The following is a 23519-nucleotide window of genomic DNA, read 5'->3' as shown; positions in this document are numbered from 1 at the left end:
GTGAGACGGAACCACAGCTCGACTCCCCGAACCGGCCGCGTTCTCGGTTCGCTGCTGCTCGCCCTGGCGGCCGGCGCCTTCGCCCTCGGCGCCGCCCCCACCGTGCCCGAGGCGCGCGCCGCCGCCGCGGGCGCCCGTGCCGCGGCCCCCATCCCGCTGGGCCGGGTGGTCCCGGCCCCCGCCTCCGTCACCCCGGGCGGAGCGCCGTACCGCCTCACCCGGGGCACCGCCGTCCGGGTCGACGACTCGGCCGGGGTCCGCCGCGTCGGCGCCTATCTCGCCGGCATCCTGCGGCCCTCCACCGGCTATCCGCTGCCGCTCACCGACCACGGCGGCGGCATCCGCCTCCACCTGGCCACGACCGGCCTGGGCGCCGAGGGGTACCGGCTGCACAGCGGCCCCGACGGGGTCACCCTCACCGCGGACACCCCGGCCGGCCTCTTCCACGGTGTGCAGACGCTGCGTCAGCTGCTGCCGGCCGCCGTGGAGAAGAAGACGGTGAGCCGGCGGAGCTGGCGGATCGCCGGCGGCACCATCGAGGACCGGCCCCGCTACGCCTACCGCGGCGCCATGCTGGACGTCTCCCGGCACTTCTTCGGCGTCGACCAGGTGAAGCGGTACATCGACGAACTCGCCCTGTACAAGGTCAACGAGCTGCATCTGCACCTCAGCGACGACCAGGGCTGGCGCATCGCCGTCGACTCCTGGCCGCGCCTTGCGTCCTACGGCGGCGCCACCGAGGTCGGCGGCGGCAAGGGCGGTTACTACACCAAGGCGCAGTACCGGCAGATCGTCTCCTACGCCGCCTCCCGCTACGTGGAGGTCGTCCCGGAGATCGACATGCCCGGCCACACCAACGCGGCCCTCGCCTCGTACGCCAAGCTGAACTGCGACGGCGTGGCACCCCCGCGCTACACCGGCACCAGCGTCGGCTTCAGCTCGCTGTGCGTCTCCAAGGACGTCACCTACACCTTCGTCGACGACGTCGTGCGGGAGCTGGCCGCGCTCACCCCGGGCCGCTATCTGCACATCGGCGGCGACGAGGCACACTCCACCAGCCACGCCGACTACGTGACGTTCATGGACCGGGTCCAGCCGATCGTCGCCAAGTACGGCAAGACGGTCATCGGCTGGCACCAGCTCACCGGCGCCCACCCCGCCAAGGGCGCCCTCGCCCAGTACTGGGGCCTGGACGGCACCAGCGCGGCCGAGAAGGACCAGGTCGCGCAGGCCGCCCGCAACGGCACGGGGCTGATCCTGTCCCCGGCCGACCGGGTGTACCTGGACATGAAGTACACCAAGGACACCAGGCTCGGCCTCACCTGGGCGGGCCTGGTGGAGGTGCGCAGGTCGTACGACTGGGACCCCGGCGCCTATCTGCCGGGCGCGCCGGCGTCGGCGGTCAGGGGCGTGGAGGCGCCCCTGTGGTCGGAGACGCTGAAGACGTCCGCCGACATCGAGTACATGGCCTTCCCGCGGCTGCCGGGCGCGGCCGAGCTGGGCTGGTCGCCGGCGGCCACCCACGACTGGGACACCTACAAGGTGCGCCTGGCCGCCCAGGCCCCACGCTGGGACGCCCTCGGCATCCGCTACTACAAGTCGCCGCAGGTGCCCTGGCCCACGAGCTGAGACGGAGGGGAACGGGCGCCCCGGAGGACCGTACTCCGGGGCGCCCGCCCGTCTCCGGGTTCTCGCGGTCCCAGGGCTTCAGAACCCGGCGATGGGGTTCTCCAGGGTGCCCACCAGCTGGAGCGACCCCGACGGGTCGGCGAGGTCCACCATCTGCCGGTTGTCGCGCAGCTGGAGCCGGTTGAGGCAGGACAGCGCGAACTCGGGGGCGAACACGTCGTACCGCCGGAACCGGTCGGCGAGCTGGGGGTTCGCCTCCTGGTAGGCGCGGGTGACGTGCGCGACCGTCCGCCAGAACTCGTCCTCCGTGAGGACGCCCTCGGCGGCGAGGAGGGCGGCGAGGAAGCGGAAGAAGCAGTCGAAGACGTCGGTGAAGACCGACAGCAGCCTCTCCTCCTCGGGGACGTCGGCGCGGATCCGTGCCACCTCCGGCGGCAGCGGCGTATCCGGGTCCATCACCACGATCTCCTCGGCGATGTCCTTGTACACCGCCCGCCGCACGACCCCGTCCCGCAGCACCAGGATGGTGTTCTCGCCGTGCGGCATGAACGCCAGGCCGTAGGCGTAGAAGCTGTGCAGCAGCGGGACGTAGTACGCCCGCAGGTACGCCGCCAGCCAGTCGGCCGGCGCCAGCCCGGACCGCGCGATCAGCGCGCCCGCGAACGAGGCGCCCTCGTGGTCCACGTGCAGCAGGGAGGCCATGGTGGCGAGCGACTCGCCGTCCTGGAGCGCGGGCACCGGGCTCTCCCGCCACAGCGCGGCCAGCATCTTGCGGTAGGGGGAGTGGCGGTCGGTGGCCCGCTCGTACTCCAGGTGCCGGTAGCCGACGGCGGCCCGCTCCCGGATGATCGTCAGACCGGTGCCCTTCAGCACCGGGTCGTCCTCGATCAGCCGGGCGAGCCAGTCGTTGATGGCCGGGGTGGCCTCCATGTAGGCGGCCGAAAGCCCGCGCATGAAGCCCATGTTGAGCACGGACAGGGCCGTCTTCACATAGTGCTTGTGCGGGTCGCTGGTGTTGAAGAAGGTCCGGATGGACTGCTGGGCGAGGTACTCGTCGTCGCCCTCGCCGAGGCAGACGAGGTGACGCCGGGCGATCTCCGCGGCGAAGGTGACCGACAGCTTGTTCCACCACTGCCAGGGGTGGACCGGCAGGAAGAGGTAGTCGGCGGGGTCCAGGCCCTGCGCGGTCAGCGTCCGGTGGAACCGCTCGACGGTCGCCGCGCCCAGCTCGCCCCGGACGAAGCCCTCGTACTCGATCCCGGCCCCCGCCGTGAACGCGGCCCGCGAGCGGTGCGCGGCCAGCCACACCAGGCGGATCGGGCGCGCGGTCTCCGGGGCGTACGACAGGTACTCGTCGACGCCGAACCCGAGCCGTCCGTTGTTGGCGACGAAGCAGGGGTGGCCCTCGGTCATCCCGGTCTCGATCGCCTGGAAGCCGCTCGCGGCCAGCTCGGCCGCCGTGACGCGGGGCTTGGTGAGCTTGTAGCAGGTGCCGGCCAGGGTGGAGGAGATCTCCTCCAGGTAGACCGGCAGCATCTCGTCGCTCAGCCCCAGCGACCCCTTCAGCTCGATGAAGAAGTCCAGTGCGGCGAGCGGGAGTTCACTGCCGTCGCGGTGGCGGGTGATCGAGCCGGCGTCGACCTGCCAGTGGTCGAGGGCGCGGCGCACGGCGGTGAACCGGTACGTGGTGAGCCCGTCGTCGCCGCGGACGACGTACCCCTCGCCGTCCTCCTCGGGGGTGATCAGGCGCTCGTGCGCGAACTCGGCGAGCGCCTTGCGTATCAGCAGCCGGTTGGCGGTCGCCCAGCGGTCGGGGGACAGGTGGGCCACGGCCTGCACGGGGGTCATCGGGCCACCGCCCGGGTGAACTGCTCGCGGGTGCAGAAGCTCAGCAGGGCCTGCTTCTCCGGCTTGCCGATCTCCCGCTCGGCCACGAAGCCGACGGCCGCGTTGAGGGCGTGCACGGCCGTGTTGCGCACGTCCGGCTCGACGACGACGCGCCGCACCGCCGGATCCTGGAACAGGCGGGCCATGACGGCGGTGAGGACGGCCCGGGTGAAGCCGTGCTCGGGTGTGTCGGTCGCCGGGGTCAGGAAGTGCATCCCGACGTCACCGGGGCGCGCCTCGTAGAGGCCGACCAGTTCCCGGTGCGCCGGGTCGTACTTCTCCATGAGGAAGACGGGCCGCTCGCCGCGCAGCCCGAGGAGGGCCTCCTGGTGCTCGTCGGCGGCCATCTCCGTGTACACGCGCTCGATGTCCGCCGGCCGGGCGTCCTGCATCATCCAGAAGGCGGCCTTGGGGTGGGTGATCCAGGAGTGCAGCAGCGCCGCGTCCGCGCGCGGATCGACGGGACGGAAGCCGAAGTCGGTGTCGGTCATACGGCGAACTCCTGGAAGGCGATGGACTTCTCGACCGGGTAGTGCTCGCTGCCGAGCAGCTCGCGGATGATGGTCGCGTTGCGGTACGGGCCCATGCCGAGGTCGGGGCTGGTGATGCTGTGGGTGTGGACGCCGGCGTTCTGGAGGAAGACGCCGCGGCCGGTGACGTCGATGCTGTAGTTGCGGGCGACGTCGAAGCGGCCGTGGCCGTCGAAGCGCAGCCGGTCGCGGAGCGGGGCGAGGAAGGCCGGCGGCTCGTAGTGGTAGCCGGTGGCCAGCACCAGGCCCTCGCTGCGGATCTCGAAGTCCTTGCCCTGCTCGTCCTGGCGGAAGCCGAGGGTGTAGCTCCCGTCGTGGTAACGGGCGCTCACCAGTGAGGAGTTGGTGAGCAGCCGGGTCGGCAGCGGCCGGTCCCCGCTCGCCACGTCCTTCTGGTACAGCAGGTCGAAGATCGCGTCGATCAGCTCCGAGTTGATGCCCTTGAACAGGCCCTTCTGCTGCTTCTCCAGCCGGTAGCGGGTCTCCTCGGGCAGCGCGCGGAAGTAGTCGATGTAGTCCGGCGAGGTCATCTCCAGCGTCAGCTTGGTGTACTCCAGCGGGAAGAACCGCGGGGAGCGGGTGACCCAGTTGAGCTGGTAGCCGTGGACGTCGATCTCGGACAGCAGCTCGTGGTAGATCTCCGCCGCGCTCTGCCCGCTGCCGACGACCGTGATCGATCTCTTCTCGCGCAGCTCCGCCTTGCGGTGCATGTACGCGGAGGTGTGCAGCAGGTCCCCGCCGAGGCCGCGGCAGGCCTCGGGGAGGTAGGGCACCGTGCCCGTGCCGAGGACGAGGTGCCGGGCCCGGTACGTCTCCCCGGCGGCGGTGCGCACGAGGTACAGCTCGCCCTCCTCGTCGTACGACACCTCGGTGACCGTGGTGCCGAACCGGACGCTGCTCAGCCGGTTCGCGGCCCAGCGGCAGTAGTCGTCGTACTCCACCCGCAGCGGATAGAAGTTCTCCCGGATGTAGAAGGAGTACAGCCTGCCCTTCTGCTTCAGGTAGTTGAGGAAGGAGTACGGCGAGGTCGGGTCGGCCAGGGTGACCAGGTCCGACATGAACGGGGTCTGGAGGTGGGCGCCGTCCAGGAACATCCCGGCGTGCCACTCGAAGCCGGGCTTGGACTCCAGGAAGACGGCGTCCAGCGCGTCGATCGGCTCGGTGAGGCAGGCGAGACCGAGGTTGAAGGGGCCGAGACCGATCCCCACGAGGTCGTGGACGCGGCTGGCTTCAGGAAGCGCGGTCAAGGGATTCTCCCAGGTACTGCTCGGCGTGGCCGGCGATCAGATCGAGGACGGCGGCGATGTCGGCCGGGGTCGTCTCGGGGTTGAGGAGGGTGAACTTCAGGTAGTGGCGGCCGCCGACCTTGGTGCCCGCGACCACGGCCTCACCGGAGGCGAACAGGGCTTTGCGGGCATGGAGGTTGGCCCGGTCGATCTCGGCCGGGTCGGTGACGGCGGCCGGGACGAAGCGGAACACCAGGGTGGACAGGGACGGCTCGACCACCACGTCGAACCGCGGGTCGGCGGCCAGCAGCCGCCACCCGGCCACGGCCAGGTCGCAGACCTCGTCGAAGAGTTCGCCGATGCCGTCGGCGCCCATGGTGCGCAGGGTCAGCCACAGTTTGAGGGCGTCGAACCGGCGGGTGGTCTGGAGGGACTTGTCGACCTGGTTGGGGATGCGCTCGCGCACCGTGCGGCGCGGGTTGAGGTAGTCGGCGTGGTAGGTGGCGTGCCGCAGGGTGGCGCCGTCGCGGACCAGTACGGCGGAGGAACTCACCGGCTGGAAGAAGGACTTGTGGTAGTCGACGGTGACCGAGTCGGCGCGCTCGATGCCGTCGATGCGGTGCCGGTACTTCCGGGAGGCGAGCAGCCCGCAGCCGTAGGCGGCGTCCACGTGCAGCCACACCCCGTACCGGTCGCACAGTTCGGCGATGCGGGGCAGCGGGTCGATGGAGCCGAAGTCGGTGGTGCCGGCGGTGGCGACGACCGCCATCGGCACCAGCCCCGCACGGCGGCAGCGCTCCAGTTCGCCGGCGAGGGCGACGGTCCGCATCCGCTTGTCGCGGTCGACGGGCACGGTGACGACCGCGTCCTCGCCGAGCCCCAGCAGTTTCGCCGACTTCTGCACACTGAAGTGCCCGATCTCCGAGGCGAGGATCCGCAGCTTCGCCGGGTCGTGGCACTTGGCCTCCTCCCGGGCCAGCAGCAGCGCCTGGAGGTTGGACTGGGAGCCGCCGGACGTGAAGACCCCGTCCGCGGCCGGCCCGAGCCCGATCCGCCCGGCCGTCCAGTCGATCAGCTTGCGCTCGATGAGGGTGCCGCCTGCCGACTGGTCCCAGGTGTCCAGCGAGGAGTTGACCGCGGAGAGCACCGCCTCGCCGAGCACCGCCGGGATGACGACCGGGCAGTTGAGGTGGGCGAGGTAGCGGGGGTGGTGGAAGTAGACCGCGTCCTTCAGATAGACGTCCTCCAACTCGTCCAGCGCGGCCCCGGTGTCGCCGAGCGGCCGGTCCAGGTCGATGGCGTCGACACGGGGCGCGAGCGCGTCCGGCGCGACGCCGGTGAACGGCCGCTCGACACCGGCGAGTTTCTCCGCCACCCGCTCGACTCCTTCGGTCACGGAGCGGCGGTAGTGCTCCGCGGTGCGGCCATTGAGCAGGTGGGAGCGCATGGGGGTGTCCTCCGGTGAGGTGGATTCAACTTAGGTTAGCCTAACCTAACTTTCCTGGTTCGAGGCGCACGTCTGCGCGGACGAGGGCCATGCCCCGAGGGGGGCTACTCCCCCGTCGCCCGCAGCTCTTCCTCCGTCAGGCCCCGGCGCCAGTAGCCCACGAACGTCACCCGGCGCCGGTCCACGCCGCGGTCGGCGACGAAGTGCCGGCGCAGCGCCTTGACGTGGGCCGATTCTCCGGCGAGCCACACGTAGGGTCGTGCGGCGTCGTCCAGTGGGGCCTCGCGGAGGGTGGTGAGCGGTTCGGGGGAACCGGTTGCGCGTACCAGCCAGGTGATCTCCGCGTCGGCGTCCGTGCGCACGTCCTGGACGTCACCGGCGCAGGGGACATGGAACCAGGCGCGCACGGGGGTGCCGGCGGGGAGGGATTCGAGGATGGCGGTCGCGGCCGGTACGGCGGTCTCGTCGCCCCACATCACCACCAGGTCGGTGTCCTCGGGCGGCCGGAACCGGATCGACCGGTTGTCGGCGACCACCGGGCCGAGCAGCAGCACCCGGTCGCCGGGCACGGCGCGCGAGGCCCACCGGGAGGCGGGCCCCGCGGGCGTCGGGGCGCCCGGCTCCGTGCCGTGCAACGCGAAGTCGATGTCGACCTCGTCCGGGTCCCGGCGCAGGGCCCGCAGGGTGTACGACCGCATCACGGCCCGCACGTCCTGCGGCAACTCCCGCCACCGCCGGGACCAGTCGTCGTCCAGGTCGAGCGGTACGACGGGCTCGGTCTGCCCGGGGCGCGGCAGGAACAGGGAGAGCGACTGGTCGCGCCCGTCGGAGTGGAAGGCGTGCAGGGCGTCGCCGGTGAAGGTGACCCGGACGAGCGTCGGCCCGAGCCGCCGCGTCCGCGCGACCTGGAGGGGGAAGAACCGGAAGGGGGAGGCGACGGCTGTCGTCATGAACGGGCTCCTGAGGGGGTGGGGTCAGGGCTGGGTGTGCTCCGCGCGCCGGTTCAGCGGACCTTCTTCGCCTTCTCCAGCGCCTCGGCCAGGTTCGTCAGCAGCGGGACGCACTTGTCGTACGACAGGATCGGCTCGGGGGAGCGGGGGATCACCTGGCCCGCCTTCACCGCGGGCAGCTTCTTCCAGGTCGGCTTGGTGATGTCCGCGGGCTGGATGGCCGAGGTCCGGTCGTCCATCATGATGATGTCGGCCTGGTACTTGTCGACGTTCTCCCAGCTCAGCGACTCGTACCAGCCGCCTCCCTGCTTCTTCGCACTCTCCGGCGGCTCCACGAAGTTCACCCCGAGCGCCTTGAAGTACTCCAGGTCGACGGAGAGGTTGGTGCCGGAGACGTAGAAGAGCTGGTCGCTCGCGCTGCCCGCCATCACCTTGATCTCGGGCCGGGCCTTGGCCGCGGCGCGCAGCCGGGCCGCGGCCTCCTCGAACCGCTTCTTCGCGGCGGTGACCTTCGGCGCCTTCATGTCGGCGCCGAGCGACGCCGCGAGGTCCCACATCCGCTGGAGGGGCTCGGTGAGCGGGCGGTCGTAGACGGAGATGCCGACGCTCGGGGCGAGCGCGCCGATCTTCTTCGCGGACTCCTCCGGGACGTACCAGAGGGTGCCGGCGTCGTCGAACATGGTGCTGATCAGCACGTCCGGGGCGAGGGCGGCGTACTTCTCGATGTTGAACTGCCCCCAGGCGTTGCCGAGGACGGTCACCTTGCTGACGTCCATGTCGCCGGCCTGCACGTCCGGCTTGCCGTCCTTGGTCGTCGTGGGGCCGAAGACGCCCTTGACCCGGACGCCGTAGTCGTGGAGCGCGGCGCCGACGCCGGTGAAGGCGACGATGTTCGCCGGGGTCCGATCCAGCTTCACGGTCGTACCGCGGTCGTCCTTGAAGGACCAAGGGCCGGACTTCCCGGTGGCCGCCGCTTTGCCGCTGCCTTCGCCCTTGTCGTCCCCGCAGGCCGCGAGCGCGGCGCCGAGTCCGACGGCGCCGCCCGCGGCGAGCAGGCCGCGGCGGGAGAGGTGGAGGGCACGGGCATGGGACATGGGTATGACCGCTTTCGAACGGGGCGCGACGCCCGCCGGACAGGTGCAAAGGTAGGTTAGCCTAACCTTCCTTGCTGTCCAGGGTGTGGTGTGCGGACCGGCTGTCCGGCACCCTGCCGCCGACACGGGAAAGGCCGCGCGGCCCGGGTGGCGGTCAGGTCGCCCACCCGGGCCGCGCGGCCCGTTCCCCGGTGCCGGGGCCCGTCAGCTCACCAGTCCCAACTCCCGGGCGATCAGCATCCGCTGGACCTCGCTCGTGCCCTCGCCGATCTCCAGGATCTTGGAGTCGCGCCACATCCGGGCGACCGGGTACTCGTTCATGAAGCCGTAGCCGCCGTGGATCTGGGTGGCGTCCCGGGCATTGTCGACGGCGATGGTGGAGGAGTAGAGCTTGGCCAGGGCCGCCTCCTTCTTGAAGGGCTCGCCGCAGACCAGGCGGGAGGCGGCGTCGCGCCAGGCGAGGCGGGCCGTGTGGGCCTTCATCTCCATGTCGGCGATCTTGAACTGGATGGCCTGGTTGGCGCCGATGGGCCGGCCGAAGGCGTGCCGCTCCTTGGCGTACTTCACCGACTCGTCCACACAGCCCTGGGCCAGGCCCGTGGCCAGGGCGGCGATGGCGATGCGGCCCTCGTCCAGGATGCGCAGGAACTGGGCGTAGCCGCGGCCCTCCTGGCCGACCAGGTTGGCGGCGGGCACCCGCACGTCCACGAAGGAGAGTTCACGGGTGTCCGAGGCGTTCCAGCCGACCTTGGAGTAGGGCGCGGCCACCGTGAAGCCCGGGGTGCCGGACGGGACGATGATCGAGGAGATGAGCGGCTTGCCGTCCGGCTTGCGGCCGGTGACCGCGGTGACCGTCACCAGCCCGGTGATGTCCGTGCCCGAGTTGGTGATGAAGCACTTGGAGCCGTTGATGACCCATTCGTCGGTGTCCGGGTCCAGCCGGGCCGTCGTACGGGTCCCGCCCGCGTCGCTGCCGCCGTCCGGCTCGGTCAGCCCGAAGGCGCCCAGGATCTCGCCCGAGCACAGCCGGGGCAGCCACTCGCGCTTCTGCTCCTCGGTGCCGAAGAGGTGGATCGGCATGGCGCCGAGCGAGACGCCGGCCTCCAGGGTGATGGCCACCGAGGAGTCCACCCGGGCCAGCTCCTCCAGGGCGATGCCGAGCGCCAGGTAGTCGCCGCCCATGCCGCCGTACTCCTCCGGGAACGGCAGCCCGAACAGACCCATGCGGCCCATCTCGCGGACGATCTCGTACGGGAACTCGTGCCGCTCGTAGAAGTCGCCGATCTTCGGCGCGACGACGTCGTGCGCGAACTCCTCGACCGTGCGGCGGAGTTCCTCCAGCTCGGGGCTGAGGCGGTGGTCCATGCTGATCACTGTTCCTTGTGGGAGAGAGCGCGGACGGTACGGGAGGGGCTGGGCCGGTCGAGGTGGGCGGCCATCCACACGCTGGTGGCGGTCAGCCGGGCGAGGTCGACGCCGGTCTCGATACCGAGCCCGTGCAGCATCCAGACCAGGTCCTCGGTGGCGAGGTTGCCGGTGGCGGACTTGGCGTACGGGCAGCCGCCGAGCCCGCCGGCCGACGCGTCGACCGTCGTCACGCCGTGCTCCAGGGCCGCGTAGGTGTTGGCGAGCGCCTGTCCGTAGGTGTCGTGGAAGTGCACCCCGATCTCGTCGGTCGGCACGCCCTCCTCGTTGAGCAGATCGAGGAGTTCGCGCACCTGGCCGGGGGTGGCCACGCCGATGGTGTCGCCGAGGCTCAGCTCGTCGCAGCCCATGTCCCGCAGGGCCGTGCAGACGCGGACCACCTGGCGCGGCGGCACCGCGCCCTCCCAGGGGTCGCCGAAGCACATGGAGACGTAGCCGCGCACGTGCGCGCCCGCGTCCTTGGCCTGGCGCACCACCGGCTCGAACACGGCGAGGGACTCGTCCACCGTGCGGTTGAGGTTGGCCTTGGCGAAGGACTCGGTGGCGCTGGCGAAGACCGCGATCCGGTCGGCGCCCAGCCCCAACGCCCGCTCCAGACCCCGCCGGTTGGGGACGAGGACGGGCAGCGCGACCCCGGGCAGGTCCCGCACCTGCGGGAACAGCTGCTCCGCGTCGGCGAGCTGGGGCACCCACTTGGGGTGCACGAAGCTCGTCGCCTCCACGGTCGTCAGGCCCGCGTCGGCCAGCCGGCGGATGAACTCGGCCTTCACCCCGGTCGGTACGGCGATCTTCTCGTTCTGGAGCCCGTCGCGCGCCCCGACCTCGTGGATCCGCACCCGGCTGGGCAGGCCCGGGGCCGGTACGACCATGGGCAGTCGCTCGGTGCTCACCGCGCCTCCTCCGTCGGTGCGATGACGGCCAGCACCTGGTCCATGGCGACCGTGGTGCCCGGCGTCACGTCCAGCTCGGCGACCGTGCCCGCGTGCGGGGCGGAGATGACGTGCTCCATCTTCATCGCCTCCACCACCAGCAGGCTCTGGCCGGCGACCACCTCGTCGCCGACGGCGACCTTGACGACGGTCACCGTGCCGGGCATCGGGGCGGTCAGCGAGTCGGCGCCCGCGTGCGCGGCCTGGGACAGGGAGTCGGCCACCGGGTCGTGGTCGCGCACCTGCCAGGCGTCGCCGTCGCGGCCCAGCCAGTCCCCGGCGCGGTGGAAACCGTGCCGGACGCCGTCGAGGGTGACGGTCACCGCGGTGTCCGTGACCTCGGCGGTGCCGCGCGGGGTGTACGTCACCGGCTCCTGCACCCGCAGGGGGAAGGCGGGGGGCTTGGGGGTGCCGCCCAGGCGCCAGCCGTCGGGCACGGAGAAGGGGTCGGTCCAGCCGGTGCCGCGCGGCTTCAGCGCCTGGAGGCGTACGGCCGCCGCCGCCTCGTAGACCTCCCCCGGTACCCGGGTGGTGACCAGTTCGTCCACGACCCGCTCCACCAGGCCGGTGTCCAGCTCGCCCGCCACCACGGCCGGATGGCCCAGCAGCCGGCGCAGGAAGCCCGCGTTGGTCGGGACGCCCAGCGTGACCGTCTCCGCTAGCGCCGCCCGGAGCCTGCGCAGCGCCGTCTCCCGGTCGGGGCCGTACGCGATCACCTTGGAGAGCATCGGGTCGTACAGGCTGCCGACCTCGGTGCCCACGCTGAGGCCGGAGTCGGTGCGGACGCCGTCGCCCTGCGGCTCGTTCAGCAGCAGGACGGTGCCGCCGGAGGGGAGGAAGCCGCGGGCGGGGTCCTCGGCGCAGATGCGGGCCTCCACCGCGTGCCCGGTCAGCCGGACGTCCTCCTGGGCGAAGCCCAGCGGCTCGCCGGCCGCCACCCGCAGCTGCCACTCGACCAGGTCGAGGCCGGTGACCAGTTCGGTGACCGGGTGCTCCACCTGGAGCCGGGTGTTCATCTCCATGAAGTAGTACGACGACGGGTCGTTGCCCGGCACGATGAACTCCACCGTGCCCGCGCCCCGGTACCCGCACGAGCGCGCCGCCTGCACGGCGGCCTCGCCCATCGCCGCCCGCGTGGCCTCGTCGAGGAGGACGCTCGGCGCCTCCTCGACGATCTTCTGGTGGCGCCGCTGGAGCGAGCACTCGCGCTCGCCGAGGTGGACCACATGGCCGTGGCCGTCGGCCAGCACCTGGATCTCGATGTGCCGGGGCCGGTCGATCCACCGCTCCACCAGCAGGGTGTCGTCGCCGAAGGAGGCACGGGCCTCGCGGCGGGCGGCGGCGATCTCCTCGTCCAGCACCGACAGGTCCCGCACCAGGCGCATGCCCTTGCCGCCGCCGCCCGCCGACGGCTTCAGCAGCACGGGCGCACCCAACGCGCGGGCTGCGTCGGCCAGTTCGGGGTCGCGTCCGCCGGGGACCACCGGCACCCCGGCGGCCTCCACCGTCTCCTTGGCGCGGATCTTGTCGCCCATGAGCGCGATGGCCTCGGCCGACGGGCCGATGAAGACCAGGCCCGCCTCCTCGCAGGCCCGCGCGAAGGCGGCGTTCTCGGCGAGGAAGCCGTAGCCGGGGTGGACGGCCTGCGCGCCGGTGCGGGCGGCGGCCTCCAGCAGCCGCTCCACCGACAGATAGCTCTCCGCCGCCGGCGCCGGGCCGATCCGTACCGCCGTGTCGGCCTCCCGGACGTGCCGCGCGTCCGCGTCGGCGTCGGAGAAGACCGCCACCGAGCGCACGCCCAGCGAGCGGAGCGTACGGATGACCCGTACCGCGATCTCGCCCCGGTTGGCGACCAGCACTGTGTCGAACACGGTTCCCCTCCTCACATCCGGAAGACGCCGAACTGGGGATCTCCCAGTGGCGCGTTGGCGCAGGCCGTCAGGGCGAGACCGAGCACCTGACGGGTCTCCATCGGGTCGATCACGCCGTCGTCCCACAGGCGGGCGGTGGCGTAGTACGCGTTGCCCTGGGTCTCGTACTGGGCGCGGATCGGCGCCTTGAAGGTCTCCTCGTCCTCGGCGGACCAGGACTCGCCGCGGCCCTCCAGCTGGTCGCGCTTGACCGTGGCGAGGACGCTGGCGGCCTGCTCGCCGCCCATCACGGAGATCTTGGCGTTGGGCCACATCCACAGGAAGCGGGGGGAGTAGGCCCGGCCGCACATCGAGTAGTTGCCCGCGCCGTAGGAGCCGCCGACGACGACGGTCAGCTTGGGCACGCGGGCGCAGGCCACCGCCGTCACCATCTTGGCGCCGTGCTTGGCGATGCCGCCCGCCTCGTAGTCCTTGCCGACCATGAAGCCGGAGATGTTCTGGAGGAACACCAGCGGGATGCCGCGCTGGTCGCACAGCTCGATGAAGTGGGCGCCCTTCTGGGCGGACTCGGAGAAGAGGATGCCGTTGTTGGCGACGATGCCCACCGGGTGGCCGTGGATGCGGGCGAAGCCGGTGACCAGCGTCTGGCCGTACTCGCTCTTGAACTCGGCGAACCGGGAGCCGTCGACCACGCGCGCGATGATCTCGCGGACGTCGTAGGGGGTGCGGGAGTCGACCGGGACCGCGCCGTACAGGCCGGCCGGGTCCACCTTCGGTTCGACGGCCGGCGTGACCTCCCAGGGCAGCGACCGCCGGGCCGGGAGGGTGGAGACGATGGTGCGGACGATCCGCAGGGCGTGCGCGTCGTCCTCCGCGAGGTGGTCGGTGACGCCCGAGATCCGGGAGTGGACCTCGCCGCCGCCCAGCTCCTCCGCCGTCACCACCTCGCCGGTGGCCGCCTTCACCAGCGGGGGGCCGCCCAGGAAGATGGTGCCCTGGTTACGGACGATGACCGCCTCGTCGCTCATCGCCGGGACGTACGCGCCGCCCGCGGTGCAGGAGCCGAGCACGGCCGCGATCTGCGGGATGCCCGCGCCGGACATCCGGGCCTGGTTGTAGAAGATCCGCCCGAAGTGCTCGCGGTCCGGGAACACCTCGTCCTGCATCGGCAGGAAGGCGCCGCCGGAGTCGACCAGGTAGACGCAGGGCAGCCGGTTGTCGAGGGCCACCTCCTGGGCGCGCAGGTGCTTCTTCACCGTCATCGGGTAGTACGTGCCGCCCTTGACGGTGGCGTCGTTGGCGACGATCACGCACTCGCGCCCGCTGACCCGCCCGATCCCGGCGATCACCCCGGCGGCCGGCGCCTGGCCGTCGTACATCCCGTCGGCCGCCAGCGGTGCCAGCTCCAGGAAGGGCGAGCCCGGGTCGAGCAGTGTGTCGACCCTGTCCCTGGGCAGCAGCTTGCCGCGCGCGGTGTGCCGCGCCCGCGCCCGCTCACCGCCGCCGAGAGCCGCCGCGGCCAGCTTGCCGCGCAACTCCTCGACCAGTGCGAGATGGGCCTCTTCATTGGCCCGCCAGGCCTCCGACGCGGGGTCTGCCGCGCTCCGGAGCTCCGGTGCCTCCTGCATCCTGCGGTCCCCTCACCCGGTGCTCGAACCGGTTAATGAGCGTTAACCATTTCCTTCAGGTTAACGACCGCTAACCTCGCTGTCTAGAATTGTCTTCATGGCTCCCAGAACCGACGCCCCGACCCGCCGCGAGCAGATCCTGAAGGAGGCCGCGCGGCTGTTCGCCGAGCGCGGCTTCCACGGCGTCGGCGTGGACGAGATAGGCGCGGCGGTCGGCATCAGCGGCCCCGGTCTGTACCGGCACTTCCCGGGCAAGGACGCGATGCTCGCCGAGCTGCTGGTGGGCATCAGCGGACAGCTGCTGACCGGCGCCCGGCGGCGGCTCGCGGAGGCCGACGGCGACCTGGGCGCCCCGGCGGTCCTGGACTCCCTGATCGAGGGCCACATCGACTTCGCGCTGGACGACCGGCCGCTGATCACCCTGCACGACCGCGAGCTGGACCGGCTGCGCGACAGCGACCGCAAACTGGTGCGCCAGCTCCAGCGGCAGTACGTCGAGCTGTGGGTGGAGGTGGTCCGCGAGGTCTACCCGGCGCTGACCGAGCCCACCGCCCGCTCGGCCGTCCACTCGGTCTTCGGCCTGCTCAACTCCACCCCCCACCTGGGCCGCGCGGGCACCCTCCCGGGCCGTGGCGCCACCGCGGCGCTGCTGCACCGGATGGCGCGCGGGGCGTTCGCGGCGGCCGGCGCCGCGTAGCCGCCGTGCCGCGTTCCGCCCCGGCGTGACGAGCGTTACGACCGGCCACCCCTGGACGGGCCACCTACCCGCCGGTACGCTCCAGTGAGCAAGCGCTTAGACATGCTCTTTTCCGGCATGCCGAGGTACGTGGAGGTGGGCGGCGTGCGCCGTACGGTGTTCAACGAGGATCACGAGGCGTTCCGGGAGACCCTGCGCGCCTTCATCGAGGCCGAGGTCGTACCGGTGTACGACGAGTGGTTCGCGGCCGGCCAGGCGCCGCGCGACTTCTACTACAAGCTCGGTGAGCTGGGCATCTTCGGTATCAACGTCCCCGAGGAGTTCGGTGGCGCGGGCCTGGACAGCCACAAGTTCGAGGCCGTCCTCTACGAGGAGACCGCCCGCGCGGGCGTCCAGTTCGGCGGCTCCGGCGTGCACGTGCTGCTCGCCCTGCCGTACATCAAGATGCTCGCCACCGAGGACCAGAAGAAGCGCTACCTGCCGAAGTTCGTCACCGGCGAGGAGATGTGGGCGATCGCGATGACGGAGCCGGGCACCGGTTCCGACCTCGCGGGCATGAAGTCCACCGCCAGGCTGAGCGAGGACGGCACGCACTACGTCCTCAACGGCGCCAAGACCTTCATCACCGGTGGCGTGCACGCCGACCGCGTGATCGTGTGCGCCCGCACCTCCGCGCCCACCGCCGAGGACCGCCGCCACGGCATCTCGCTGTTCGCCGTGGACACCAAGTCCGAGGGCTACTCCGTCGGCCGCAAGCTGGACAAGCTGGGCCTGAAGACCTCCGACACCGCCGAGCTGGCCTTCGTGGACGTCAAGGTCCCGGTCGAGGACCTGCTCGGCGAGGAGAACAAGGGCTTCTACTACCTCGGCCACAACCTGGCCTCCGAGCGCTGGGGCATCGCCTTCGGCGCCTACGCGCAGGCCAAGGCCGCCGTCCGGTTCGCCAAGCAGTACGTCCAGGAGCGCACCGTCTTCGGCAAGCCGGTCGCGCACTTCCAGAACACCAAGTTCGAGCTGGCCGCCTGCCAGGCCGAGGTGGACGCCGCCGAGGCCGTCGCCGACCGCGCCACCGAGGCCCTGGACGCGGGCGAGCTGACCCCCGCCGAGGCCGCCTCCGCCAAGCTGTTCTGCACCGAGGTGGCCCACCGCGTCATCGACCGCTGCCTCCAGTTGCACGGCGGCTACGGCTACATGAACGAGTACCCGATCGCCCGCCTCTACGCGGACAACCGCGTCAACCGCATCTACGGCGGCACCAGCGAGATCATGAAGACGATCATCGCCAAGGACATGGGCCTGTAAGCCCGGCGTCCCACCGCCCGGTACACGAACACCATGAGCCAGGCACTCGAAGACCTCCTCGATCTGCTCGACCTGGAGCGGATCGAGGAGGACATCTTCCGCGGCCGGTCGCGCTCCGCCGTCGTGCCCCGCGTCTTCGGCGGGCAGGTCGCGGCGCAGGCGCTGGTCGCCGCCGGGCGGACGGTCCCCGCGGACCGGCCCGCCCACTCCCTGCACGCCTACTTCCTGCGCCCCGGCGACCCCGGCGCGCCCATCGTGTACACCGTCGACCGCATCCGCGACGGCCGGTCGTTCACGACCCGCCGCGTGGTCGCCGTTCAGCACGGCAAGCCGATCTTCCACCTCTCCGCGTCCTTCCAGACGTACGAGGAGGGCCTCGACCACCAGGCGCCGATGCCGTCCGCGCCGGACCCGGCGTCCCTGCCGACCAACCAGGAGCGGCTGCGCGGCTACGGCCACCTGGCGCCCGAGGTGGTGGAGCGCTTCCTGGAGGCCCGCGAGGCGGTCGACCTCAGATACGTGGACGAGCCGCCGTACGGGAAGTTCGGTGAGCCCCGCGAGCCGCACAGCCAGGTGTGGTTCCGCACCAACGGCAAGCTGGACGACGACCCCCTGCTGCACGTCGTCCTCGCCACCTATGTCTCCGACATGACACTGCTGGACTCCGTGCTGCTCGCGCACGGCCGCGGCGGCTGGGCGGTCGGTGACGTGGTCGGCGCCTCTCTGGACCACGCGATGTGGTTCCACCGTCCCTTCCGCGCCGACGAATGGCTGCTCTACGACCAGGAATCGCCGTCCGCGTACGGTGGCCGCGGCCTCGGCCAGGCGCGCATCCACACCCAGGACGGCCGTCTCGCCATCACGGTGATCCAGGAGGGTGTGGTCCGCGTCCCGCGCCGCCCCTGACCGGGTGTTGGTCTCCCGAGGTGCCAAGTGGCGGGTGGGGTACTAGGCTCAATCAGTGAAAAGCCGCACGTGCTCGGCATGCGCGGTCGGCGAGACCGGAGGACACCTCCACCCTCAGCCGCGGTACCTGACGGCGCGACAGCGTCCGGGTGGACCGCAGGCGTCGGCCGTATCGACGTGTCGCACATGATCCAGCGGTGACATCCGAAGACCGTGCCGCACGTTCTCTCTCTGTGTGCGGTGACGGCCATCCACCTCACGCGTTCCCGAAGCGGAGCCGTGAGAGACGATGGAACGGAAGGTATCTCCTATGCGAGCACAACGCACGAGGCGTCTCTTCGCCCTGTCCGCGGCCGGTGTCATGCTGGCCGGTGGAGCCGCACTCAGCGCAGCGAGCACTGCCTCGGCGACGACGTTCGACCACCCCACCAGCTCGGTCAGCAGGGTCAACGACGACGACGGTGGCGGCTACGGCGGCGACCACGGCGGCGACCACGGCGGACGTGGTGGATACGGCGACGATGGTGGCGGCTACGGCGGCGACCACGGCGGACGCGGTGGCGACCACGGTGGTGGCGACCATGGCGGACGCGGTGGTGACCACGGTGGTGGCGACCATGGCGGACGCGGTGGTGACCACGGTGGCGGCGGTCACGGTGGCGGCGGTCACGGCGGTGGTGGCCACGGTGGTGGCGGCCACGGCGGTGGCGGTGGCGGCGGCCGCTGAGCCTGCCTCAATGACGAATACGGTGTGCGGTCCCGTTCGCGGGGCCGCACATCCTTGTGACCAGGGGCTGCCGGTCCGGCGCTACTGGTCCAGACCGGCCGCGGCGAGCAGGTACGCGGTCATCGGGTCGTAGTGGCGCGGGCTGGTCACATGGTCGTCCAGCGGCACCGCGACCTGGAGGGTGCCCTCCGACTCGGCGAGGAAGAGCGCCGGGTCGTTGCAGTCCGCGTAGCCGACCGAGTCCAGGCCGTGCTGAGCGGCGTACCCGGCCCAGCCGTGATCGGCGACCACCAGGTCGGGCAGCGGCCGGCCGGCCCGCTCAAGTCCCGTGAGAACGGCCCGCATCGGCTCACCGGAGTGGGTGTGCCACAGGGTGGCCCCGTGCTCCAGGACGGCCACGTCCGCGAACTGCATGACGTAGCCCTCGTCGGTCCGCAAGCCGTCCGGGATGACGACGATCTCGCAGCCGGCGGCGCGCAGCGCGGCGGCGGTGGCCCGGTGCACGTCCAGCAGCCCGCCCGGGTGCCCGGTGGCGAACAGCACCCGCTGGCGCCCCTCGGCCGCCTTGCGCAGCCGCGCCGCCAGCCGGTCCAGCGCGTCCACGGTCAGCTCCGGGTCGATGGTGTCCTGGCCGTACCGGTACTCGGGGTCGTCGTTGACGCCCACCCGCTCGGCCATCACCGCGAGCACGTCCTGCTCGTCCGCCCAGCGGTCGCCCAGCTCCAGACCGAGCCAGAAGTTGCGGTCGCCGTTGGCCAGGAGGCGGTAGTGGGAGAGGTTGTTCTCGCGGGGCGTGGCGACGTCCCCCGCGATACGGGTTCTCACCAGGTGGTCGACGAGCTGGGCGCGGCTGGGTGTCCCGGATATCGGCATGCCTCCCATTGTGGGGCAGCCCGGCGCGGGCGGCCCCGGGGTTCCGCCCGCTGGGACGGGGGTCACGCCCGGGCCGCTCAGTGGTGCCGCAGCGCGAACCACAACTCCATGCGCGCGTCCGCGTCGTCCAGGTCGGTGTCCAGCAGCAGGGCGCAGCGGGCGACGCGTTGCCGCACCGTGTTGCGGTGCACACCCAGGGCGACCGCGGTGCGGTCCCAACTGCCGTGCAGCGAAAGCCAGGTGCGCAGGGTGTCGATCAGCGCGGGCCGGGAGTCGAGCGGCGCGAGCAGGGTGCGGGCGTGGGCCCGCGCCTCCGCCTCGGGCACCAGCCGCGACAGTCCGGGGCGGGGGTCGTGCCGGACCAGCGGGGCGCGGGCGGCGCGGGCGCGGGCCAGGGCCCGGGCCGCCTGGGCGTCGGCGGCCGGCCACTCCTGCGGCGCCGCGGGCGCGCTGACCCCGAGCGTCCAGCCGGGCACCGGGGCGGGTTCCCGGTCGGCGGGCGCGAGGACCCGTACCACCTCCCCGGCGGCGTCGACCAGCGGTGACCCGAGGGCGGCCCCGAGCGCGGCGGCGGCGAGGGCGCCGGGGGCGGGGGAGGAGAGGGACGGGGGGTGGCCGGTCGGTGCGGAGCCGGTGGGGCCGGGGGTGGTGTGAGCGGCGGGGGAGCCGGGCTCGTGCGGCTCGGGCGAGGCGTGTGCGGCGGGCGACGCCTGCGGCTCCCGCGAGCGGTGCGCGGCGGACGGCTCCCGCGGTTTCGGCGAGGCGTGCACGACGAACCAGTCGCCGTCCCCGAGCAGGGGTGCGACGGTCTCCGGCGCGGCCCCGAGCAGCAGCCGTACCAGCGCCGACGACCTCGCCGCGCCCGCCGCGCTCTGGTGCTCCCCGGTCAGCAGCGACAGCAGCACCGCGCCCACCGAGGCGATGGTGGGATCCCCCGCCTCCCGCCGCCCGGCCGCCACCCCGAGCACGAAGCCCGCCCCGGACCCGAGCGCGTAGGCGGAGAGATGCGTGCCGGCGACGGTGTCGGTGGCGGAGGAGGGCCCCGCCGGGCCCGCCGGCCGGACCACCCGCGCCAGTTCCGCCAGCGCCTCCCGCACCGCGGGCGCCGGTTCGCGGCCCGCCGCCGCGATCGGCGTGCCGTCCGGGCCGTGGAGCACCGCGTGCCCGCCGAGCCGCTGGGCCAGCCGGCGCAGCACGGACGGCACCGGGTCGGGCCGGGCGGCCGCGGCGGCGAGACTCAGCTGGGCCTCGGTGACCCGGCGCAGCTCGGCCAGCCTGGCCTGCGCCATCAGCTGCCACACGGCGCGCGCCACGGCCGAGAAGGTGGTCTGCGGCGGGACCTCCAGCAGGGGCAGCCCATGGGTGTCGCAGGCGGCCGCCAGGGCGCGCGGAACCCTCTCGTGCACCGGCGCGAGACCGAAGCCGAGGGCCGCGCCGCCCGCCGCGACGATCCGGGCGACGTACGCGTCGAAGAAGGCGTCCGGTGCCGACGCGTCGGGGATCTGCACGCCCGCCGTCAGCAGCAGCTCGCCACCCAGCAGATACGGGTACGGGTCGGCCATCTCCGAGGTGTGCGCCCAGTGGATGACGACGTCCGCGCCGCCGGGGCCCGCGATCCGGCGCAGGGCGAGGTCCTCACGGGCCAGGAGGGCGGACAGGGGGACCGGCGGGGTGGGCGGGACCGGGGCGGGGCTGTTCACCATGGTGTGCGATCCCTCCACTGCCGTACCCCCGCAATGGAGGAAACGTACACTTCGCAGTCGCTTTCCGGCCACCTAATGTCGGTCCGGAGCCGACGGCCGCGGGTACGGGCGGATGTCCCCGCGATCCGCCGTCGGCGTGTCCCCACCGCATCTGCACGACACGCCACCGGAAAGCGCGCGAAGGAGGGCCCCACATGGCCGTCGACTACACGGTGATCGTCCTGTATCTCGCCGGGATGCTGGCCATGGGCTGGTGGGGCATGCGCCGCGCCAGGTCCAAGAGCGACTTCCTGGTGGCGGGCCGGCGCCTCGGGCCCGCGATGTACTCGGGCACCATGGCCGCGATCGTCCTCGGCGGCGCCTCCACCATCGGCGGCGTCGGCCTCGGCTACCAGTACGGTCTCTCCGGCGCCTGGATGGTCTTCACCATCGGCCTCGGCCTGCTGGCACTCTCCGTGTTCTTCTCCGCGCGTATCGCCCGCCTGAAGGTGTACACGGTCTCCGAGATGCTGGACCTGCGCTACGGCGGCCGGGCGGGCGTGATCTCCGGCGTGGTCATGTGGGCGTACACCCTGATGCTCGCGGTGACCTCCACCATCGCCTACGCCACGATCTTCGACGTCCTCTTCGACATGAACCGCACGCTGGCGATCGTCATCGGCGGCTCGATCGTCGTGGCGTACTCGACCCTCGGCGGCATGTGGTCCATCACGCTCACCGACATGGTGCAGTTCGTCGTCAAGACGATCGGCGTGCTGCTCCTGCTGCTGCCGATCGCGGTGATCCGGGCGGGTGGCTTCGGTGAGATGAAGGCCAAGCTGCCGACCACGTACTTCGATCCGCTGGGCATCGGCGGCGAGACCATCTTCACCTACGTGCTGATCTACACCTTCGGCATGCTGATCGGCCAGGACATCTGGCAGCGCGTGTTCACCGCCCGCAGCGACCGCACCGCCCGCTGGGGCGGCACGGTGGCCGGAACCTACTGTCTGGCCTACGCCGTGGCCGGCGCGGTGATCGGCACGGCCGCCAAGGTGCTCTACCCCGAGCTGGCCAGCCCCGACGACGCCTTCGCCACCATCGTCAAGGCCGAACTCCCCGTCGGTGTGCGCGGACTGGTGCTGGCCGCCGCCCTGGCCGCGGTGATGTCCACCTCCTCCGGCGCGCTGATCGCCTGCGCCACCGTCGCCAACAACGACATCTGGTCGCGGCTGCGCGGAGCCGTCCGCCGGGGCGCCGACCCCGGTCCCGGGGCGCACGACGAGGTCTCGGGCAACCGCGCCTTCATCCTGGTCATGGGCCTCGCGGTGATCGGTACGGCGATCGCGCTCAACGACGTGGTGGAGGCGCTGACGGTGGCGTACGACCTCCTCGTCGGCGGTCTGCTGGTGTCGATCCTCGGCGGCCTGCTGTGGAAGCGCGGCACCGTGCAGGGCGCGCTGGCCTCCGTGATCACCGGCGGCCTGGCCGTCATCGGGCTGATGGCCGGGTACGGCATCCTCGCCAACGAGCCGGTGTACTACGGCCTGCTGGCCTCCCTGGCCGCCTACGTCGTCGTCTCCCTGGCCACCAGGCCGACCGACGAAACCGTCCTCGCCGCCTGGCGCGACCGCCTGGCCGGACGGGCCCCCGAACTCCCTTCCGAACCGGTCACGGCTCACCAGTAGAGTCGTCAGGAAAGCAGTACATGCGCCGCGAAGCGCAGGAAAGAAGGCATTTCACATGAGCGGCAACGAGACGCCCCGCGGTCCCGTCGACTCCTCCCGCGTCCCGCGGTACGCCGGGCCCGCCACCTTCGCCCGGCTGCCCCGCCTGGACGAGGTCGGCGCCGCCGACGTCGCCGTGGTGGGCGTGCCGTTCGACTCCGGCGTCTCGTACCGGCCGGGCGCCCGCTTCGGCGGCAACGCCATCCGCGAGGCGTCCCGGCTGCTGCGCCCGTACAACCCGGCGCAGGACGCGTCGCCGTTCGCGCTGGCGCAGGTGGCGGACGGCGGCGACATCGCGGTGAACCCGTTCAACATCAACGAGGCGGTCGAGACGATCGAGGCGGCGGCCGACGAGCTGCTCGGCACCGGCGCCCGGCTGATGACCCTGGGCGGCGACCACACCATCGCCCTGCCGCTGCTGCGTTCGGTGGCGAAGAAGCACGGCCCGGTCGCCCTGCTCCACTTCGACGCCCACCTGGACACCTGGGACACCTACTTCGGCGCCGAGTACACCCACGGCACCCCGTTCCGCCGCGCGGTCGAGGAGGGCATCCTCGACACCTCCGCCCTTTCCCACGTGGGCACCCGCGGCCCGCTGTACGGCAAGCAGGACCTGACCGACGACGAGAAGATGGGCTTCGGCATCGTCACCTCCGCGGACGTCTACCGCCGGGGCGCCGACGAGGTCGCCGACCAGCTGCGCCAGCGCATCGGCGACCGCCCGCTGTACATCTCCATCGACATCGACTGCCTCGACCCGGCGCACGCGCCCGGCACCGGCACCCCCGAGGCGGGCGGCATGACCTCCCGCGAGCTGCTGGAGATCCTGCGCGGGCTGGCCGGCTGCAACCTGGTCTCCGCGGACGTCGTCGAGGTCGCCCCGGCGTACGACCACGCGGAGATCACGTCCGTGGCCGCCTCCCACACGGCCTACGAACTGACCACCCTCATGTCCCGCCGGATCGCGGCGGCCCGGAAGGACGCGTAAG

19 protein-coding genes are annotated in these 23519 nt (G+C 72.1%); 6 read left to right on the top strand and 13 right to left on the bottom strand.

The window, feature by feature from the left end:
* A complete protein-coding gene (locus ACSP97_RS13910; RefSeq protein WP_440557746.1) occupies positions 1–1629 on the top strand; it encodes a beta-N-acetylhexosaminidase in 1629 nt (542 codons plus the stop codon).
* Positions 1630–1707: 78 nt separating this feature from the next.
* Here the strand turns inward: ACSP97_RS13910 and ACSP97_RS13905 are convergent, their stop codons facing one another.
* From ACSP97_RS13905 to ACSP97_RS13860, 10 genes are all read right to left on the bottom strand, one after another.
* Positions 1708–3477 carry an IucA/IucC family protein gene (locus ACSP97_RS13905; protein WP_440557745.1) on the bottom strand — a complete coding sequence of 590 codons (1770 nt, stop codon included), beginning with the start codon at positions 3475–3477 and terminating at the stop codon, positions 1708–1710.
* The gene (locus ACSP97_RS13900) at positions 3474–4007 is read right to left on the bottom strand and encodes a GNAT family N-acetyltransferase (protein WP_358678531.1); all 534 of its coding nucleotides are present in this window, start codon (positions 4005–4007) and stop codon (positions 3474–3476) included. Before ACSP97_RS13900 ends, ACSP97_RS13905 begins: the two co-directional genes overlap by 4 nt.
* Positions 4004–5293: a lysine N(6)-hydroxylase/L-ornithine N(5)-oxygenase family protein gene (locus ACSP97_RS13895; protein WP_355527713.1), complete on the bottom strand. Its 1290-nt coding sequence runs from the start codon at positions 5291–5293 to the stop codon at positions 4004–4006. The genes ACSP97_RS13900 and ACSP97_RS13895 overlap by 4 nt, the downstream gene beginning before the upstream one ends.
* The gene (desA, locus tag ACSP97_RS13890) at positions 5277–6719 is read right to left on the bottom strand and encodes a lysine decarboxylase DesA (protein WP_355145011.1); all 1443 of its coding nucleotides are present in this window, start codon (positions 6717–6719) and stop codon (positions 5277–5279) included. The genes ACSP97_RS13895 and desA overlap by 17 nt, the downstream gene beginning before the upstream one ends.
* Positions 6720–6823: 104 nt before the next feature.
* Positions 6824–7669 carry a siderophore-interacting protein gene (locus tag ACSP97_RS13885; RefSeq protein WP_358273890.1) on the bottom strand — a complete coding sequence of 282 codons (846 nt, stop codon included), beginning with the start codon at positions 7667–7669 and terminating at the stop codon, positions 6824–6826.
* A gap of 53 nt (positions 7670–7722) precedes the next feature.
* Positions 7723–8763, bottom strand: a complete 1041-nt coding sequence (locus ACSP97_RS13880) for an ABC transporter substrate-binding protein (RefSeq protein WP_355145007.1) — start codon at positions 8761–8763, stop codon at positions 7723–7725.
* 204 nt (positions 8764–8967) lie between these two features.
* Positions 8968–10128, bottom strand: a complete 1161-nt coding sequence (locus ACSP97_RS13875) for an acyl-CoA dehydrogenase family protein (protein WP_355145005.1) — start codon at positions 10126–10128, stop codon at positions 8968–8970.
* A 5-nt stretch (positions 10129–10133) separates the two neighbouring features.
* Positions 10134–11057: a hydroxymethylglutaryl-CoA lyase gene (locus tag ACSP97_RS13870; protein WP_440558425.1), complete on the bottom strand. Its 924-nt coding sequence runs from the start codon at positions 11055–11057 to the stop codon at positions 10134–10136.
* A 17-nt stretch (positions 11058–11074) separates the two neighbouring features.
* Positions 11075–12988, bottom strand: coding sequence for an acetyl/propionyl/methylcrotonyl-CoA carboxylase subunit alpha (locus tag ACSP97_RS13865; protein WP_440557741.1), 1914 nt, complete (start codon positions 12986–12988; stop codon positions 11075–11077).
* A gap of 11 nt (positions 12989–12999) precedes the next feature.
* A complete protein-coding gene (locus tag ACSP97_RS13860) occupies positions 13000–14616 on the bottom strand; it encodes a carboxyl transferase domain-containing protein (RefSeq protein ID WP_440557739.1) in 1617 nt (538 codons plus the stop codon).
* Positions 14617–14713: 97 nt separating this feature from the next.
* On the opposite strand from ACSP97_RS13860, the gene ACSP97_RS13855 reads away from it, so the two are divergent.
* From ACSP97_RS13855 to ACSP97_RS13845, 3 genes are all read left to right on the top strand, one after another.
* Positions 14714–15313, top strand: a complete 600-nt coding sequence (locus ACSP97_RS13855) for an SACE_7040 family transcriptional regulator (protein WP_070027405.1) — start codon at positions 14714–14716, stop codon at positions 15311–15313.
* Positions 15314–15457: 144 nt separating this feature from the next.
* Positions 15458–16615 carry an acyl-CoA dehydrogenase family protein gene (locus ACSP97_RS13850; protein WP_146466430.1) on the top strand — a complete coding sequence of 386 codons (1158 nt, stop codon included), beginning with the start codon at positions 15458–15460 and terminating at the stop codon, positions 16613–16615.
* A gap of 33 nt (positions 16616–16648) precedes the next feature.
* Entirely contained in the window at positions 16649–17521 is an 873-nt protein-coding gene (locus ACSP97_RS13845) for an acyl-CoA thioesterase (protein ID WP_355324804.1), read from the top strand.
* A 256-nt stretch (positions 17522–17777) separates the two neighbouring features.
* On the opposite strand, the gene ACSP97_RS13840 is transcribed toward ACSP97_RS13845, so the two are convergent.
* The 3 genes from ACSP97_RS13840 to ACSP97_RS13830 all read right to left on the bottom strand — a co-directional run bounded on the left by ACSP97_RS13840 (position 17778) and on the right by ACSP97_RS13830 (position 20824).
* Positions 17778–18221 (bottom strand): hypothetical protein, encoded by a 444-nt coding sequence (locus ACSP97_RS13840; RefSeq protein ID WP_440557737.1) that lies wholly within the window; start codon positions 18219–18221, stop codon positions 17778–17780.
* Positions 18222–18329: 108 nt separating this feature from the next.
* Positions 18330–19121, bottom strand: a complete 792-nt coding sequence (locus tag ACSP97_RS13835) for a phosphatase (protein WP_355144994.1) — start codon at positions 19119–19121, stop codon at positions 18330–18332.
* A 77-nt stretch (positions 19122–19198) separates the two neighbouring features.
* Positions 19199–20824 (bottom strand): PucR family transcriptional regulator ligand-binding domain-containing protein, encoded by a 1626-nt coding sequence (locus ACSP97_RS13830; RefSeq protein ID WP_440557735.1) that lies wholly within the window; start codon positions 20822–20824, stop codon positions 19199–19201.
* 194 nt (positions 20825–21018) lie between these two features.
* Between ACSP97_RS13830 and ACSP97_RS13825 the strand changes: the two genes are divergently transcribed.
* On the top strand, positions 21019–22491 hold the full coding sequence (locus ACSP97_RS13825) for a sodium:solute symporter (protein WP_355144990.1): 1473 nt from the start codon (positions 21019–21021) through the stop codon (positions 22489–22491).
* Positions 22492–22546: 55 nt separating this feature from the next.
* The gene (speB, locus tag ACSP97_RS13820; RefSeq protein WP_440557733.1) at positions 22547–23518 is read left to right on the top strand and encodes an agmatinase; all 972 of its coding nucleotides are present in this window, start codon (positions 22547–22549) and stop codon (positions 23516–23518) included.
* Position 23519 lies beyond the last annotated feature (1 nt).

Source organism: Streptomyces sp. SCPE 10 (genome assembly GCF_051980735.1).
Classification (GTDB): Bacteria; Actinomycetota; Actinomycetes; order Streptomycetales; family Streptomycetaceae; genus Streptomyces; species Streptomyces misionensis.
This window is presented reverse-complemented; position numbering and strand designations above follow the sequence as displayed.

What these genes read in the sequence shown, in the direction of transcription:
- ACSP97_RS13905 (WP_440557745.1), bottom strand. Translation starts at nt 3,477, where the DNA reads ATGACCCCCGTGCAGGCCGTGGCCCACCTGTCCCCCGACCGCTGGGCG.
- ACSP97_RS13900 (WP_358678531.1), bottom strand. Translation starts at nt 4,007, where the DNA reads ATGACCGACACCGACTTCGGCTTCCGTCCCGTCGATCCGCGCGCGGAC.
- desA (WP_355145011.1), bottom strand. Translation starts at nt 6,719, where the DNA reads ATGCGCTCCCACCTGCTCAATGGCCGCACCGCGGAGCACTACCGCCGC.
- ACSP97_RS13885 (WP_358273890.1), bottom strand. Translation starts at nt 7,669, where the DNA reads ATGACGACAGCCGTCGCCTCCCCCTTCCGGTTCTTCCCCCTCCAGGTC.
- ACSP97_RS13880 (WP_355145007.1), bottom strand. Translation starts at nt 8,763, where the DNA reads ATGTCCCATGCCCGTGCCCTCCACCTCTCCCGCCGCGGCCTGCTCGCC.
- ACSP97_RS13875 (WP_355145005.1), bottom strand. Translation starts at nt 10,128, where the DNA reads ATGGACCACCGCCTCAGCCCCGAGCTGGAGGAACTCCGCCGCACGGTC.
- ACSP97_RS13870 (WP_440558425.1), bottom strand. Translation starts at nt 11,057, where the DNA reads ATGGTCGTACCGGCCCCGGGCCTGCCCAGCCGGGTGCGGATCCACGAG.
- ACSP97_RS13860 (WP_440557739.1), bottom strand. Translation starts at nt 14,616, where the DNA reads ATGCAGGAGGCACCGGAGCTCCGGAGCGCGGCAGACCCCGCGTCGGAG.
- ACSP97_RS13855 (WP_070027405.1), top strand. Translation starts at nt 14,714, where the DNA reads ATGGCTCCCAGAACCGACGCCCCGACCCGCCGCGAGCAGATCCTGAAG.
- ACSP97_RS13845 (WP_355324804.1), top strand. Translation starts at nt 16,649, where the DNA reads ATGAGCCAGGCACTCGAAGACCTCCTCGATCTGCTCGACCTGGAGCGG.
- ACSP97_RS13835 (WP_355144994.1), bottom strand. Translation starts at nt 19,121, where the DNA reads ATGCCGATATCCGGGACACCCAGCCGCGCCCAGCTCGTCGACCACCTG.
- ACSP97_RS13830 (WP_440557735.1), bottom strand. Translation starts at nt 20,824, where the DNA reads ATGGTGAACAGCCCCGCCCCGGTCCCGCCCACCCCGCCGGTCCCCCTG.
- ACSP97_RS13825 (WP_355144990.1), top strand. Translation starts at nt 21,019, where the DNA reads ATGGCCGTCGACTACACGGTGATCGTCCTGTATCTCGCCGGGATGCTG.
- speB (WP_440557733.1), top strand. Translation starts at nt 22,547, where the DNA reads ATGAGCGGCAACGAGACGCCCCGCGGTCCCGTCGACTCCTCCCGCGTC.